The following is a 13,206-nucleotide window of genomic DNA, read 5'->3' as shown; positions in this document are numbered from 1 at the left end:
TCAAAAAGATTTTTGATACCAATTCTTTTTGCTTGTTAAACTGTTCTTCAAATGAAAGTTTACTCTGCTTTGCAATATCACTACACATTACTTCCCACTCGTGCATATTCTGCATGAATTGAAGCAATAAATTCTGTATAGTTTCTTTTAGTTCTGTTTCCATATCTGTTCTATATTATTGGTAATGGTTCAGCAGGGAACGGCTTGTCCGTTATCCTGCGTTGTTAATGGTATATTTATATTTTCCCTTTACTATAAAAAGCCTCTAAAACAAAGAGAAGCAACGAAAGGAAAATGTATAATATAAGTATCAATAGATTATTCTTATTAGGCTTTTCATTAAACTTCTCTATGACAGCTTTATACCTTCTTTTCCAGCAGAAACGAATACATAAAAGAATGAATATCAGCCCTAAAGACACATTATACATTGTTCGCGTTGGATAAGGCAATATTTTATATTGTTCCAATACTCCCCATATTGTGTGAATATTACAATTCAGAAATACAGCGAGAATTAACAAAGCTGCATAAACCGCTATTTCGGAATAAGAACTGTATTTCCATAGCCTATAAAATTTGAAAAATAAATAATCTATCATACTTAATTACCATTAATGGTTTGGTGAGGAACAGCATTATGCTGTTATCTCGACCTTGTTAACGATTTTATTTCACAATCATTAGTTCATTCCCATATAGATAATTGCCTCTGTTATTCCATATTTTGGAGTAGTCTGACAATTTGTAAATTTCAGGTCTATACAAATGCAACACCTTATCCAAAACTCTCTTTCGGAATATTATTCCATCTCCATATTCTATGCTATCTAAAACGAAGAAATTCTGTTTGATTGAACTATCTTTCAGTTTCATATCAGGATATACTGTAAAACAAGTACCTCGTTCTTTCTGTAAGTCACTCTGATATGTTATGCCTTTCCCGAAATGAAAAGAATCATTATCAAAATGATTTATACGTAAAGCATAGTATTTCTTATCTGTTAGCAATTCATTTTTCTTGTTTACTACCTTGACGGTTGCAATATCATATTTATCAACGAACCCATTTTCTTGAAGTAAAGACAAAAACTCTTCCGATACAATTTTGAGTTTTATACTGTATTTATCAAGAAAATCAAATTGCAGAATTCCCGGTTTCTTGTTGCATACGAGGTATAAGACGGAAGGTAAATTTTCTCTCCATCCATCCTTGTTTTTCCACATCCATTGCCCGTGGTTTTGAAACTTCTGCCTTTTGCTTTCATCGTAAGTATCACAGACATCAGATCTACCAAACTCCAATAATCCTTTAGGCAGTTTATCAATTCCATAGTTCCAAATATAGAGTTCTTCTGTATTCATAATTGCTGAATTTATTATCGTTAATGGTTTGGTGAGGAACAGCGTTCAGCTGTTGGCTCGACCTTGTTAATATTATGTTATTATATAAAGAAAAAATATTTCTTTAAAAATATGAGATTGAAGCAAAACGCAATAATAACTCCAATGGTCAACAAGATAAAGTATATATTTCTCTTTTGTGTTCTAATTCCTTTATAGACCATTCGTTCTGCTCTTGCATTTGTTTCCTTGTCAAAAAGAAAAGAATTGATAAGATAGATAATCAAAATGAATATCAAATGAGAGTAAGGATGTGCAATATATTTAATGAAATCAAAATCAATTAAACTATTTACTAAACATCCCAATATCGCAAATAACATATATATAATCAAGGAAAAAAGTCCAATAGAATATATTTTGTTATCTTCAGTGTTTTTACTGAAATGGTCATAAATAAAATAAATTGTAAAATACCAATACTTATACCAATTCATTATTTTTTCTCTTTAATATTAATGGTTTGGTGAGGAACAGCGTTCAGCTGTTATCTCGACCTTGTTAACGATTTTATTTCACAATCATAAATTCATTTCCATATGGATAAAAGCCTTTATCTATCCATAGTTTGGAGTAGTCTGATAATTTGTAAATTTCAGGTTTATACAGATTCAATACTTTATCCAAAATTCTTTCTCGGAATATTATACCATCTCTATATTCTATACTATTCAAAACAAAGAAATTCTGTTTGATTGAAATGTCTTTCAGTTTCATATCAGGATATACTGTAAAACAAGTACCTAGTTTTTTCTGAAAGTCACTCTGATATGTTATGCCTTTTCCGAAATGAAAAGAATCGTTGTCAAAATGATTTATACGTAGAGCATAGTATTTCTTATCCGTTAGAGATTCGTTTTTCTTGTTTACTACCTTGACAGTTGCAATATCATATTTATCGATAAAGCCATTTTCTTGAAGTAAAGACAAAAACTCTTCCGATACGATTTTGAGTTCTATACTGCTTTTATCAAGAAAATCAAATTGCAGGATTCCCGGTTTCTTGTTGCATACAAGGTATAAGACGGGAGGTAAATTCTCGCGCCATCCGTCATTATTTTGCCACATCCATTGCCCGAGATTCTGATATTTCTGCCTTTTACTTTCGTCGTAGATATCACAAACATCAGATTTGCCATACTCCAATAATCCTTTAGGCAGTTTATCTATCCCATATCGCCAAATATAAAGTTCTTCTGTTTTCATAAATATTATCGTTAATGGTTTGACAAGGAGCTGCGTTTAGCAGTTAACTTGGCTCGTTAATAGTAAATTACTCATAATAGCCTTTCATTCCTATGCCAATAGTCCAAAAATGTTTGCTTTTCTCCAAATCATTTAAAAGCCATAACTTTTCATCTTCATATACTCCGTTTTCCTTAGCTTCCTTTATGCTTTGTTGCGTTGTTTCTTCTGAAAACTCTCGGAATATGCCAACAGAAATACTTCTGAAAGCATAACATACAGGAACTTCTGAATAGTCAATATCATATCCATTCTTTTGTGTCAGTAAATCCACCAACTCATTTGCCAATAACACAAAAGGATTGACATCATATAATATTGGCTCTATGGCTTTTGGATATGGACCTGATATAATTTCAATAAACTCCAAACATTTTTGAGAATTGAAATCCAAACGAAGCTCTTCAGAACAATAGTACAATTGGGAATCATCTTCTTGCTCAGGCTGTCCTAATATCTCTTTCACTTCGTTGGCAGTCATTCCAAATTCTATTGTTCCAACTTGTGCGATATGTATTCCCTTTAAGGGATTCAATTCTATTTTTGTCATATTCATGTTACTATTAATGGTTCGGAAATATGCACCGTTTAGGTGCTTCATTTCCTTGTTCAAGGCAGTTTTACCCACCACACACTATTACATATTATATAGAACTTCAATTTTAGACTGCTGTTTCCGGCAGAAAGAGGTGTGAAGTTCATGCCTGCACCCCGTTCGTTTTATTACTGCTCTTATCCGTATTTCACTCATTTTCAGTTCTCCTTTCTTTCGTTTCATGGGATTTTTCTGTTTTTGTTCACGGCAAGGCATAGCTATCCCATGTTGCTGTCATGCCGCTTTTTTCCGGTGTATGTCGCAATGCTCCAGTACAACCGTATATGTGATGTCACCACTCATTACCGTAGTGTGGCTGTAAACTCTCATCCGTCCGCAATGCTCGCAGAAATACGGGTTCTCGTATTCACTTTCTGCCTGTTGCAACTCGGCTTCCTTTATTTCGCTTTCATCCCGTCCGAAGTATTCTTCCGGCAGGTTGCCTTTGTTGGAATAGAAGCCGTAGTACCTCACGATGCGGAAATAGCGCAGTGGAACGTGTTGCAGCAACCGGGGGAAGAACTCCCGGTAATGCAGTGTCAGTTCCTTTTCAACCGGGTTTCTCCTGTCGGGCGAGTTCCTGTAATCACGGTAACGGAATGAAATGTTCTCACCGTCCATTGCCGTAATCTTGTATTCACTCAGGCACGCCCGCTTGGAATACCTGCCCACATACTGTATCACCTGCTCCGGCATCTGTATAGGCTGCTCCAAATGTACAATCCAGTCCTTTTTGTTCGCCACTTTTTTGATGAAGCCCATAAACTCCATGCGGTCATGGAAGTTATGCTCCAGCCTACCCGTGTCGAACAACCCTATCAGCGCATTTTCAAACTTGTAACGGAACACCTTACGGATTGAGGGGATATGTACATAATCACGTTCGGGAATGACAATCTTTCCGTTGCTGTCAATACCGCCCCACGACATAATCATGTGCGTGTGTACATGGAGTTGTTTCGTTTCCCCGTAGGTATGCAGTACGGCAATCACCCCGGTTTTCAAGCCGAACTTGTGCTGCATCCAGTCCTTAACGGTTTCAGCCGATGTGCGCATCAGGATATTCAATATTTCTTTTTTGTTACGCTTCACCAAGTCCAGTAATATATGCGGCAAGGTCATAACCACATGGCGGTGTGGCACTCGCAGCAACTTGTCTTTCATGCGTGCCGCCCATTTCAACGTGTCACGCCAGCCACATGACGGGCAGAAACGGTTCTTGCAGCTATGACTGATTTCCCGTACTTCGCCACAATCGGGGCAGGCATACGTGTCTATTCCCAAAGCGGCTGTACGGCACACACGGATAGCGTTCACCGCCTTGTACTGTTCGGGGGTGATGTACTCCGCCGGGTGCTGTGCGTACTCGTCCCACCACCGATTGAAGAAGTCGGATAAACGGTACTTTTTCGCTTTGCAACCGTCTGCGTATATGTCGTTTAACAAATCTGTCATGCTCGTGTCGTTATTTCCTTTATCTTTGTTAAATCCTTATAAGTCACTGATTTATAGTTGTTTTAATTGCCTTGAATGTTATTTGTAAAAACACTCGTTTGGTATCTTTCATTTTGATAACCGACACTCGACAGGTGTGTTTCCTAATCTCTAATAGCTGTACCCTACGAATCATCCAGCGAATCAAGCGGATTGGGTATGCTCGACTTATGGGCACTCGTCACATGAAGATAAATGCTCGTCGTCTTTATATCATTGTGTCCCAGCAATTCCTGTATGGTTCTAAGGTCTGTCCCTTGCTCCAGTAGATGAGTGGCAAAGGAATGACGCAGCATATGTACGTGTACACGATGCTTGATGCCGGCACGCTGTGCGGCTTCTTTCAGCACTTTCACCAGTGCGCTTGCCGAGTATTGCTCGCCGGGAGTATCGCCCTCGAACAGCCATTTCTTCGGACGGTATTCCTTGAAATATTCCCGAAGCTCGTGCAGCACCTTTTCCGACAACAGCGAGTAACGGCATTTCTTACCCTTGCCCATGATGCGTACCAGCATCCGTTCACTGACAATGTCCTGTGGGGTGAGGTTCAGCAGTTCGCTCCTTCTCAGACCGGCGGAATAGATCAGGGAAATCATGCAGTGATGTTTCTGGTTCGTCAGACAGGAGAGGATGCGTTTGACCTCGTCCCGGCTCAGCACTTCGGGTAACGTCTTGTACTCTTTGGCCCGTGTGATGCCGCCGTAATATTGCCGTTTGCCGCCTTTCACCTGCTCGTAATAGAACTTGATTGCGTTGATGCGCATGTTCTGCTGCGAAACGGAGATTTTCTTCTCGTTTACGAGATAGAGGATATACTTGTTGATGTCCGCCACTTTCAGGCGGTCGATGCTCCGTCCCTTGTGGTATTCCATGAAGTCGCTGAAATAGGCACGGTAGGTTTTCACGGTCGAGGGACTGTACCGCTTCTGTTCCAGCAGTTCCAGATAGCCTTCCGGCAATACGTATGTCCGCTGTGGTTTGGGATGCCGTACGTACACCCGGCTGTAATCTATGTAAGCGTGGGGAGAATAGCGGTCGTAGAAATCCGGCAGTTTAAAGGCGGCAGCCGTCATGTAGGCGGAACCGTTGTCCGTCTTTTCCACGTCCGTATCTTGGGCGAGCAGTAGGGCTATTGCCGGATCGCCTGCATACTCTATCCGTATGTACTGTTCACCGTCCTTTTTTTCCCTGTACAGGACGATGTTTGACCGTTGCTTCTGTACCTTGTCCATATCTCTGGCTGTTGCTTCATGCCTCAAAGATAAAGCAAAGTATTGAAATCTGAACGGTTGTTCAGAAAATATTTTTATCGGAGTCTTTTAAATATTGCTAAAAAAGGAGTCAGGCTTTCAGGAGCGAGTACAGACAATCGAACTTCTCCTTCAATTCTTCTACGTCCAGACCGTTCAGGAACGATTGCTCGTAGGACATGCCCAGAAACACTTGACGGAACAGCGGAGCGGTCTTTTTCACATCCGTATCTTGCTTTATTTCACCGCTATCCTTTGCCTTCTGTATGACTGTCCTCCATAACTCGTGTTCCTTGCGGAATATTTCTTCCATTTTCTCACGGGCTCCGGGATAATACATCCTCACTTGGGAAAGAAAATGGAAATAGTAGAAGTTGGGACAGCATTCATTGTCGTCCGCACAGCATCGCACCTGTTTGATGATACGGTTCATGGCCGTACTCACTCCTGCCACATACTGCTCTATAAATCCTGCCAGCGTTTCCGTCGGCCCGGCAAACTTGTTGGCCGGTGTCTGCATCTGTATGGCATACTTGTCCGCTACCGCCATGAACAGATCGAGTTTGTGGGGAAAATAATATACCACCCCTGTCTTTACCACCCCGCAGGCTTTTGCCAGCGTGCTGATACTCGCTTTCTCGTAATTCATCCTCAAAAACACCTTGAATGCCTTGTCTATCACTTCTTCCCGGTTGGTAATCATATCGGATTGTCCTTTTTTATGTTTCTTGTTGCGAAGGTACGCTTTTTATTTTGAAGTTTTTGTATCGGAACGTCATTCTTTCTTGCCGGCAGGCCACTTCATGCCATCCCGTAGCCACTCGTTCCCCATTCCCTCCTTTCCCTTTGCGCCATAGCCTCTTACCTCTACTTTCGTGCCGCAATTAACTTGATTGTATCACAATTAAACTCATTCACTTTATGGACAAAAAACTGAAAGATCTGAAAGACGAGGTATTGGTGGTGACCAACGCCGCCGAAGGCAACACCCCGCACGTGGTGGAGGACATCGAACCCGAAGGGGGACTCAAGACCAGACCGTTGGCAGGGGCAAAGCCTTCGGATCAGTTCATGCGGATAGACCGCAACGTGTCTATACTCGAAACGTTCTTCCTCAACATGAAACGACAGTTCGAGCGGCCGTCCGACTTCCGCTTCTATCACCTTCCGGCGGACTTGCTTGCCTCCGCCAAGGAGCTTGTCGGCCTGTTCAAGCAGCCCGAAAGTAATTCTGCCTTGCTGGACGAATACCGTCTTGACACGGAACAGTACGTACAGAGCCGGCAGCAGGCACAACAGCAGTCCGGCGGGGGCGGAACGGAGCAATCCACCCGCTGGAGCATGGAACAGGTGGACTGGCAGCAGCTTGAGCGCATGGGGGTAACACCCGAAACGTTAGGAGAACCGGGCCTCAGACGGTTGCTCAACGGCAACGAATCCGCCGTACTCACCCTGAAAACCGTTATCGAGGGAATAGAGTTTGAAACTCCCGCCTGCATCCGTCTGGCGGAGAATCCCGACGGTACGCTCCGGAACGAGATCGAATGTTGCAAGCGTTATCCGGAACTGGACACGCCGTATTTCAACGTGGAGTTCACTCCCGAAGTGAAACAGAACCTGCTGGAAAAAGGCAATGCGGGTTGCGTGGTGGAACTCGAACTGGCCGGAGGCGTGCGTGAGCCGTGTCTGGTATCGCTCAATCCCAAGACCAACCGGCTCCATCACATACCGGTCAGCGGGATAACCATTCCCGCAGAGGTGAACGGCACGGCGTTGACCGACGAACAGAGAAAACGCATCGCAAACGGCGAGTCCGTCCTTGTCGAAAACATGTGGTCGGAGAAAAAGCAGCGTCATTATGATGCACGTTTGCAGTTCAATGCGTGCAAGGGCGGATTCGACTATGACTTCAAGGGAATCGCCCGCCGGCAGGAGCAGACCGCAGCTCAGGAACAGGAACAGAACCGGCAGCAGGAGCGTGGGCTGGTAATCCCCGCACGGCTGAAGGGGAAAGACCTTACCGAAGAACAGCAGGCATCACTGGCACAGGGCAAGGCGACCTACATCAAGGACATGACCGACAACGAGGGGAACCTGTTCAGTGCTTTCGTCCGTGTCAACCACGAGCGGGCGAAGTTCGATTTCTTCAAATGGAACCCGGACAAGAGCAAGAAACAGGAACAGTCGCAGCAGGCGGCCGTCCGTCAGGACGGAACGAAGCCGGCAAACGCCGTCAGCCGGAATCGCCCGGTACAGAAAGCCGATAAGAAAGGGGTATCCATCTGATCATTCACATGAATAATACAATAATTATATGAAAGTTATCATTGCAGAAAAGTTATCATAACTCGTGATAACTTTTCTTATCACAAGTAAATTATTATCCAAAGCCTTTATTTTTGTCTGTCTGTATATCAGCTATTTAAACACATTACTTTATATTACAGCTTTGGATAATAATCATCTTCATTTAGATAGATTCCTTAGCCATATCTTAAGTTCCTGGTCTTTTTCCCATGAACGTTCTGTTATATCGTTTGGTATCATATTAACATAAGCTGATTCCAAAGCCTCTCTTTTTTGTTTAGAATCAGCCCGAGCATATATTTCAGTAGTTTGTATAGATACATGTCCTAAAATATCACGAATATAGACCAAATTTACACCAGCTTGTAACAAGTGCATAGCTTTACTGTGTCGTAAAGTATGCGGGCTTATTTTTTCCGGTATAAGTTCCGGATCTTGTATTCGGGCGTGATTAATATAATTATTCAAGATATAAGATATGCCAGAGTTTGTTAGCTTTCTGCCACAACTGTTAAAGAAAAGAGGTCTTTGATTAAAACCGGACAGGTCTAAACGATTCTCTTCCATATAACTGCGTAATAAATTCACTTGTTCGTCTTGTAAAGGGACAATTCTTTTTTTGCGTCCTTTACCAAATAAGGTGACATGACAAGGCTTTTCCAATTTCAAAGATGCGGGTGTCAAGTCTATTAATTCTTGTACTCTGGCTCCACTATCATAGAGCAGGGATATCAAAGCTAAATCCCGTCGTCCTTTTTTCGTGTTGATTGGTATTTGTGCCAATAAAAGCTTAATGCCATCTATGCTGAGATAATTGACACTTCTTTTTTCATGTGTTTTTACCTTGATGGATAATATCTCTTGCCATTGTTCCAGACGCTTTACATCCTCATATTGCATATATGTACAAAAAGAACGTAATGCCGCCAATCTTTGATTTCTAGTCGCGTTACTCGATTTTTTCGTGTCTTGTAACCAATCAAGGAAGTTTAAAACCGTTTTTCTGGTAATATGTTCCAATCTAAGATTATCAGCCTTTATGTTTACCTGTTCGTCCAGAAAGTTTAACAGCAAGCTAAATGATTCGCTGTATGACCGTATGGTATTAGGGCTTACGCCTCTTTCTCCGATAAGGTACTCTGTGAAAAAAGCCGTTAAATGCTTCGCAAAGTCAGTCGTTTTCATAAGTATCTACATTTAAATTAGTTATTATGTTTGTTTGAGGGTACACAAACCGTGTTATCGTATTTTGTTTCAATAGAATATCGGGAAACATATCTTGTGTCAGGCGCACGTAGGTTTCAGTCCCTTTCAACGTCTTATGCCCCAAGAAGACCGACAAAAGAGGAAGCGCACAATATATGTCCATTCCTTCTTGCACCATCTTTGCAAGGGAATGGACGGCAAAAGTATGTCTGAGACTATGTATGCAGGCTCCTCCGGAACGGTTGCTCGAACAAGGTATATTGCATTTTTCCAACACTTTCTTGAAACCGCCCAAAACAGTACAAGAAGATAACGGTCGTCCTGATGGGGATATTAACAAGAACTTGTCCGGGGCATCAACGTCTGGCAAGGGCATCTTGTTGCGATATTCCAAATACTGTTGTAGAACCTTGGACAGGGAGTCGCTTAAAGGAATAAGCCTTTCCATCTTGTTCTTTGTCTTCCGAATAATGATGCAATTCCTTCTCAAATCAACATCCCGATTCCTAATGGATATGGCTTCCCCGATTCTAATCCCTGTAGCATATAAGATTCTATATAAAGCAGGTAATGCAAAAAGATTACAATATATATTATGACTATGCATCCTTTGCTTGTCGCAAGCTTCAAAGATGTCCTGCATCTGTCCACGGGTAAACACATAAGGAGTAAAATCCGAATATTCCTTCTTTGGTAACTTGGGTATATAGCATTCTTTTCCTATGTGGCATAAGTATAGGCAAAACTGTCGGAACATGGACACCTTGTCATAGAGGGTTTTCTTTTTATCATGTATGCGGGTGCACTTCCATGTATCAATCATGCTTTTAGTTATGAACACATCCCTGATGTTGCTATTAACAAAGAACTTGTCAAACTCCAAGAGCATCCACTTTATCCGTCCAATGTCGGAAACCTGATTTTCTTTCATCGCAAGAAAATCCTTAAAATAAGGTGCGAACACGCTTTGATATATGAATTGTTCAGACATAGAACAAACCTCCTTTCTGTGTGTAGAAATCGGATGGGACATCCGGGACTTCAAGGACACATTTCATCAAACCATCAATGTCTATCCGAAGATAGCCCATTGTCGTTTGTGTAGTTTTGTGTCCCAATGTCTCAGAAATGACGGGCAGTGATATGCCATTACGCAATAGCTGGCTGGCTAAAGTATGTCTCATAGCGTGAGGACCTTTTTTTCTATCCCTTGTATCTATTCTTGAATGGCAGATAATCTTTCTGACCGACAAGGAAACCACCGCCCCATTCACAGGATTATATGGGGCTAAAGAGGATAGGAATATCTGTTTGGAAGAAGAACTCGGTCTGCCATATTTCACATAATTGATGATAGCTTCTCCTACATCCTTTAAGAGTGGCAATTCTATTTCACGTTTAGTCTTGTACTGTATCAGGCGGATAATGTTTCTATCCCAGTCTAAATTACTGAATTGTAATCCGGCAATATCGGAGGAACGTAGTCCTAACCGTGTTGCTAATAGGAGCATGGCGTAATCTCGTTTTCCTACAGGAGTGGATTGATTTACCGAAGATTCTATTTGCAAGACTTCTTCACAAGTGTATGTCGACGGTAGTTTTTCTTTTACAATATAACGGTTTCTTCCTATCACATAATCAATATTCTTATTGATAAGCTTTTGTTCGTACAGGTAACGACAAAATGCACGCATCGTTGCCAATACTCTTTGTTTACTGTTTTGGCTGGAAGATATAAAAGTTAGCACATCATCCTCACCTATATCTGAGATGCGGGATACATTCCTCAAAGACAAATGCCTGAGAAAATAGCTGAACACATGTTCGTAGCCATCTATCGTTTTAGGAGATAGTCTTTGTTCTTCCAAGAGATGAAGGTATTTTGTCATAATGCCTCCTATTTCTCCTGAGAATTTGCGTATAACGTATCTTACAACTGGTTTTTGGATAGTTCTATCCGTAAGATAATTAACGAATAGCAGTAATCGATAATTGGTTCCATGTATCAACCGCGTTTTTTCTTGTGGCATAGTCTTTAAAAACAAATCGATGGATTCTACATTACAGTCTTGTATGTAGTTTATATCCATGTAAACGATAAAAAGACGACAGGTCTTTTTATACTGTCGGATAGTCGATTCTGAATATCCGGCTTTACGCAACGCTTCTAAAAAATCCGAAACTTTGGATTCAAAATGATTTTTATTGTCCATAATACTTTCCATTTAAAATCCAAACAAAGTTGGATAATTCATTAATAATTAACTTTAGTTTTATACCTTTGTATCAGGATGTTAAGAGGAAGTAGGCTCTGCTGAGGAGCAACCTACCAGCAATAAGCATCCTGACGTTACGCAGTAATGCTACTTTGGGAGGCGGTCACACGCCTCTCTTTTTGTATTACTGATATCGTCTGATATGGCTAAGAAAACCTAACCATAATCCTATGGTAAAACAAACTTTCCACAGCAGACACCGCATAAGGGGCTGCAAGTTCCTTTATCAGTCAAACCATTAATGAGGGTTACAAACTATTTTGAGCGGACTTCAAAGCCGCATAATTATGATAGCATTTCCCTCAAAAGAAAGCTGTTTTACCTTATAGGATTCTGTATCATTGGACAACACACGGTACATATTCCTTTTCATGTTTGAGTACATAATATATTCTGTTTACAAGCCGTCTGGCAATCTTTATGATTGACTTTTGGGGATTCATACGTTTGCGGTATTCCGTATAGGCTACGGTCATTGCAGGATCCTTACGGATTGCAATCCATGCGGCTTCCACCAAAAGGCATCGAAGCATAAAATGGCGACGTACCGTTATATCTCCTGTGCCGTTACTTTCACCGCTCGAATGACACATGGGTATCAGACCGATGAAAGAAGCCAGATGGTCAGCATTCTTAAAACGCACTATATCATCAAGCTCAACCATCAGGGTAGCAGCTGTAGTAACACCTATTCCGGGAACAGAAGTCAGAAGGTGTATCGGCTTCTCAAAAGGAGCTTTACGTGAAATCTCACGGATGGCACGTGTCTCCTGCAGAAGCATCTTACGAAGACGGATGAACTGCTCAAGATGAAGTTCAAGTGTCTTCTTGCCATATTCTGTAGACAATTCAAGAGCCTGTAACCAGGAAAGGAAGCGTTTGGACCAACAGCCAATGGAGCAGCGGGTAAACTCTTCCGGTATCTCTACGCCATGAAAACGAAGAAGAGACTTGATGCGGTTCTTCGCACGGGTGCTGTCTTTTACTATCAGGTTTCTCATCCTTATCAAAGAACGAAGTTCCAGAGTTTCCACTCCGGGAACGTATATTCCAACCAATGAACCGGAACGTAATTCACGGGCAAGCTTGTTACAGTCAACAGCATCTGTCTTACGAAGTTTTTCCTTACTCATAGTCGGTACATCGGCAGGATTGACTACTATGTTGGTTATGCCCAAATCTGTCAGTCTCTCGTGTATCCAAAAGCCGCAGAAGCCGGCTTCATAAACAGAGAAGTAATTGGCTCCCGGATAATTGCTGACAAGATACTTGTGTAACGCTTCCGGTTCGGGACTTTGGCTGAATCGCTTCAGAACACTGTAATCTGACAAAATTGCAACCGACCAACTTTTCAAGTGGACATCAATTCCTACGTAAATATTTTGTCCACTAAAATCTAATTTGTTACTTTGTACACACTTCATAAGCT

12 protein-coding genes are annotated in these 13,206 nt (G+C 41.5%); 1 reads left to right on the top strand and 11 read right to left on the bottom strand.

Annotated features, from left to right (window positions below; translation table 11 throughout):
• Window positions 1–669 precede the first annotated feature (669 nt).
• From BACFIN_RS07810 to BACFIN_RS07840, 7 genes are all read right to left on the bottom strand, one after another.
• The gene (locus tag BACFIN_RS07810) at window positions 670–1,365 is read right to left on the bottom strand and encodes an Imm43 family immunity protein (protein ID WP_007754559.1); all 696 of its coding nucleotides are present in this window, start codon (window positions 1,363–1,365) and stop codon (window positions 670–672) included.
• Between the two features lie 549 nt (window positions 1,366–1,914).
• Window positions 1,915–2,610: an Imm43 family immunity protein gene (locus BACFIN_RS07820; RefSeq protein ID WP_005852188.1), complete on the bottom strand. Its 696-nt coding sequence runs from the start codon at window positions 2,608–2,610 to the stop codon at window positions 1,915–1,917.
• Window positions 2,611–2,677: 67 nt separating this feature from the next.
• Window positions 2,678–3,199, bottom strand: a complete 522-nt coding sequence (locus BACFIN_RS07825) for a hypothetical protein (protein WP_032839689.1) — start codon at window positions 3,197–3,199, stop codon at window positions 2,678–2,680.
• 87 nt (window positions 3,200–3,286) lie between these two features.
• Window positions 3,287–3,427 carry a hypothetical protein gene (locus tag BACFIN_RS23025; RefSeq protein ID WP_157226781.1) on the bottom strand — a complete coding sequence of 47 codons (141 nt, stop codon included), beginning with the start codon at window positions 3,425–3,427 and terminating at the stop codon, window positions 3,287–3,289.
• A gap of 51 nt (window positions 3,428–3,478) precedes the next feature.
• Entirely contained in the window at window positions 3,479–4,699 is a 1,221-nt protein-coding gene (locus BACFIN_RS07830; protein WP_005852165.1) for an IS91 family transposase, read from the bottom strand.
• A 164-nt stretch (window positions 4,700–4,863) separates the two neighbouring features.
• Complete coding sequence (locus BACFIN_RS07835; RefSeq protein WP_007754543.1) at window positions 4,864–5,970, bottom strand: tyrosine-type recombinase/integrase; 1,107 nt, start codon at window positions 5,968–5,970, stop codon at window positions 4,864–4,866.
• A gap of 109 nt (window positions 5,971–6,079) precedes the next feature.
• Entirely contained in the window at window positions 6,080–6,691 is a 612-nt protein-coding gene (locus BACFIN_RS07840) for a TetR/AcrR family transcriptional regulator (RefSeq protein ID WP_007754541.1), read from the bottom strand.
• A 218-nt stretch (window positions 6,692–6,909) separates the two neighbouring features.
• Between BACFIN_RS07840 and BACFIN_RS07845 the strand changes: the two genes are divergently transcribed.
• On the top strand, window positions 6,910–8,274 hold the full coding sequence (locus BACFIN_RS07845; RefSeq protein ID WP_007754531.1) for a DUF3945 domain-containing protein: 1,365 nt from the start codon (window positions 6,910–6,912) through the stop codon (window positions 8,272–8,274).
• A gap of 180 nt (window positions 8,275–8,454) precedes the next feature.
• Here the strand turns inward: BACFIN_RS07845 and BACFIN_RS07850 are convergent, their stop codons facing one another.
• From BACFIN_RS07850 to BACFIN_RS07865, 4 genes are all read right to left on the bottom strand, one after another.
• Window positions 8,455–9,480, bottom strand: coding sequence for a site-specific integrase (locus BACFIN_RS07850; RefSeq protein WP_007754523.1), 1,026 nt, complete (start codon window positions 9,478–9,480; stop codon window positions 8,455–8,457).
• Window positions 9,467–10,492 carry a tyrosine-type recombinase/integrase gene (locus BACFIN_RS07855; RefSeq protein ID WP_007754520.1) on the bottom strand — a complete coding sequence of 342 codons (1,026 nt, stop codon included), beginning with the start codon at window positions 10,490–10,492 and terminating at the stop codon, window positions 9,467–9,469. The genes BACFIN_RS07850 and BACFIN_RS07855 overlap by 14 nt, the downstream gene beginning before the upstream one ends.
• Window positions 10,485–11,714: a site-specific integrase gene (locus BACFIN_RS07860; protein WP_028728963.1), complete on the bottom strand. Its 1,230-nt coding sequence runs from the start codon at window positions 11,712–11,714 to the stop codon at window positions 10,485–10,487. The genes BACFIN_RS07855 and BACFIN_RS07860 overlap by 8 nt, the downstream gene beginning before the upstream one ends.
• 401 nt (window positions 11,715–12,115) lie before the next feature.
• Entirely contained in the window at window positions 12,116–13,201 is a 1,086-nt protein-coding gene (locus BACFIN_RS07865) for an IS110 family RNA-guided transposase (RefSeq protein ID WP_007754517.1), read from the bottom strand.
• Window positions 13,202–13,206: the final 5 nt, after the last annotated feature.

The organism is Bacteroides finegoldii DSM 17565 (assembly GCF_000156195.1).
Classification (GTDB): domain Bacteria; phylum Bacteroidota; class Bacteroidia; order Bacteroidales; family Bacteroidaceae; genus Bacteroides; species Bacteroides finegoldii.
This window is presented reverse-complemented; position numbering and strand designations above follow the sequence as displayed.